Origin of the sequence: Zunongwangia atlantica 22II14-10F7, assembly GCF_002094855.1 — a bacterium.
In the GTDB taxonomy this organism is placed as follows: Bacteria; Bacteroidota; Bacteroidia; order Flavobacteriales; family Flavobacteriaceae; genus Zunongwangia; species Zunongwangia atlantica.
In genome coordinates, this window is the sequence record NZ_ARYN01000051.1 from 1 (window position 1) to 2,378 (window position 2,378).

The 2,378-nt window shown below is 32.8% G+C and carries 4 protein-coding genes; all 4 read right to left on the reverse strand.

What is annotated here, in order from left to right:
* The coding region (locus IIF7_RS20420) for a hypothetical protein (protein WP_084843535.1) at positions 1-305 on the reverse strand (305 nt) is incomplete at its 3' end.
* Between the two features lie 93 nt (positions 306-398).
* On the reverse strand, positions 399-932 hold the full coding sequence (locus tag IIF7_RS20425) for a DUF6933 domain-containing protein (protein ID WP_394335069.1): 534 nt from the start codon (positions 930-932) through the stop codon (positions 399-401).
* Positions 933-1,018: 86 nt separating this feature from the next.
* Positions 1,019-1,501 carry a nuclear transport factor 2 family protein gene (locus IIF7_RS20430; RefSeq protein ID WP_084843537.1) on the reverse strand — a complete coding sequence of 161 codons (483 nt, stop codon included), beginning with the start codon at positions 1,499-1,501 and terminating at the stop codon, positions 1,019-1,021.
* Between the two features lie 231 nt (positions 1,502-1,732).
* On the reverse strand, positions 1,733-2,302 hold the full coding sequence (locus IIF7_RS20435; protein ID WP_084843538.1) for a hypothetical protein: 570 nt from the start codon (positions 2,300-2,302) through the stop codon (positions 1,733-1,735).
* Between the last annotated feature and the right edge of the window lie 76 nt (positions 2,303-2,378).

The following is a 2,378-nucleotide window of genomic DNA, read 5'->3' on the forward strand; positions in this document are numbered from 1 at the left end:
TGTAAAATTTGAATTAATTTATTTTTCATAGCTAAATCCGCAAGTGAATGAGCGAATTCTTCCATGATTTTAAATGATTCATGGGAAGTCAAGACCTCAAATTTTAAATATTTATCTCTGGAACTTGCTATTTTCTCTATATCACTCTTGTAAAAATTATCATAAAATTCTTCATCGGCAGAGGCTAACAAATCCGGATTGGGAATACAAATCAGTTGTTTAGTAGTCAGATGGTAATAACATTCGTTTCCACAGTCGATTTCGCCTGCAATTTCACTGATAAGAGCAGATGTTGGCTTTTCCATTTTGACATGATTTTTACTTAAAGACTAATTTAGAGGAATGAATTTGATTTACATAGTTTAAGGAGTTAATATCCATAAATTCTAAGTAATATTCTATTCTTGAATTAGTTTTGCTATTTCGGTTTTTGGATAAGTGAAATCAGACATTTTTCTGCTTTTCCCTATATGAATGGGAATAGTATTGAGCCTATGGGTTAAGTCCTTAATAGGCATGTTTTCTAATGAAGCATATTCATGCTTCCAGTATTCAAGTGATTGTATATTCTGGTTCTGAAAGCCTGTCGTACTTCGGTCATTATCTGTTGGATAAAAAATAACTTTTCCGATGAACAGATCAAGCGTTTTATAGTCTAACATAATGCCGTCATAAACGAGTTGTTCATATAAAGCCTCTTTGAAAATATGATCTATGTTTTTTAAGTCGGAGGCTGTAATATCAGTTATCACATTATACTTACTGCAACCATGGGTGAATAACCAGCATTTTTTTCGATTGACATGGAAAATAGTTGCATTCCATTTTCCGAATTTTCCCTCTGGCTGATCATAGTGGGTAGTGATCAACTTCTTAATGGTCTTTTCAAGCTTTCTGGATGTATGTACTCTTGTGTTTATCAAAGTAGCCAAAAATTAAACTAGATAATCAGTTTATCCAGTTTTTTGTATTTATAAATATAGCTAAAAGGTATATACTGTTTAATTTAGTAATGATATTACTCGCTGATTGGTTTATGATCATAACTGATTACTCTTTTAACAATCCATGAGTCATCTTTTCGTTCCCAAACTGTTATAAACTTCGCTCGTTCTACCTTTTTATCATTTGCATAAAATTCATGAGTCCCTAGTTGTACTGCACAAAAATTACCTAAAGCATGTACTGAACTCTCTACTAGTTTCCTGGTAATCGAAATGGGTTTAGAACATTTATCCTGAAAAGATGAAATTTCGCGCTCAAAAGAGGTATTCAAACCTGTTCGATCATCGTAAAATTCAATTTCTTTTGATATTATTTTTTTAAAAAGTTCAAGATTGCATTGGTTAAATGCGACATCGAAAAGTAAACTGTCCATTTCTTGAATTTGACTTCCTATATCATATTTTAAATCTAATAACTGATCATTCTGTGAGGATAAAGAATAGGAAAGAAAAATGAAGATGATTAAGGCTGAAGATTTAATTTTTGAAAAATACATATGACAATTGTTTCCAGGTTAGACCAAAACTTTAGGTTGTTGTTACAATTGAAATTAAGCAAAATATGATACTTTTATACAGTTCTATTTTAAGGGGAGCTTACAAACCGTCAGGTGCGGATTAAAGTATGCAAATTTTTCGCTCAATCACTGACGTTAGCAATTCTGCGTGGATTCAGACGTAATCGAATCCGCCGTAATTGCGATTATACATCGTTGTGCGTAGTAATTTTATATCGGCGAAACTCCACTTGACATAAAGTATTGATTCTTTTTTCCATTTTTGTCAATTATAAAGAATATTCCAGTCACTTGTAGGTCTCCAACCGTTATAAAATACCATTGTTCCTTTTCAAACTCCATTGGGCAAGTCGGTAACCTTTCCAACCCAACGCTGAAAGGAAGTCGTTTTTTTCCATCAACTGTTTCTCTCCGCAAACCTTTGTGTATGTATTGGATATCAGATTCCTTTTCAATCCACCAATATTTTCCTCTCTCGCTAAATACAATTTTGTCAGGCGGTTCTGGTTGTTTTCCTTTCGGATGGTCCATATTACAGCTTGTCCAATAATTTACTGTGTATTTTGCTGGTAATCCATTTCTGCCGATTGAGTCCACGGAAATTTTTTCAATTATAACTCCATTGATAAAATCTCTGTTTGTCGAAATATAATTCTCTGTTATTTCAATTTTTGGTGGTTGAAGTGAAGTCAGGAATTTATACATAAGGAATCCACTGCTAAGAACCAAAATGAGGATAATTGAACTTATAATTAATAATATTTTTTTCCAACGTTTCATTTTGGTCTCATTAAGCACCACGGTTTCGAATATGAACAGTTGCGGGTTGGATTGCCAGGTTATGTCCGCTTAAAAT